Origin of the sequence: Photorhabdus africana (assembly GCF_035181445.1) — a bacterium.
GTDB classification, from domain to species: Bacteria; Pseudomonadota; Gammaproteobacteria; order Enterobacterales; family Enterobacteriaceae; genus Photorhabdus; species Photorhabdus laumondii.
This window is the reverse complement of the sequence record NZ_JAXBVE010000356.1, coordinates 1-211: the sequence shown is the minus strand read 5'-3', so window position 1 is coordinate 211 and position 211 is coordinate 1. Positions and strand designations below refer to the sequence as shown.

Genomic DNA, 211 nt, shown 5'->3' with positions numbered 1-211 from the left:
AGCTGGTGCAAAAACATATTCGCTGCCGGGATATGCAGGAATGGCTCCTCCAATTGGTGGAACTCTTGAATGCGGGGTATAATACAACTGAGCAGCGCAATGTGGTGTTACGCTATATTTTACTGAATGGACATACGTTGGATCTCTCACAATTTGTCCATCAACTGATTGAACAATCTCCGGAGCATGAAACGATGTTGATGACTATTGC

1 pseudogene is annotated in these 211 nt (G+C 44.1%); it reads left to right on the top strand.

What is annotated here, in order from left to right:
- Nucleotides 1–211 (top strand): annotated as a pseudogene (locus tag SLS51_RS24065) (ISNCY family transposase); the annotation flags it as partial.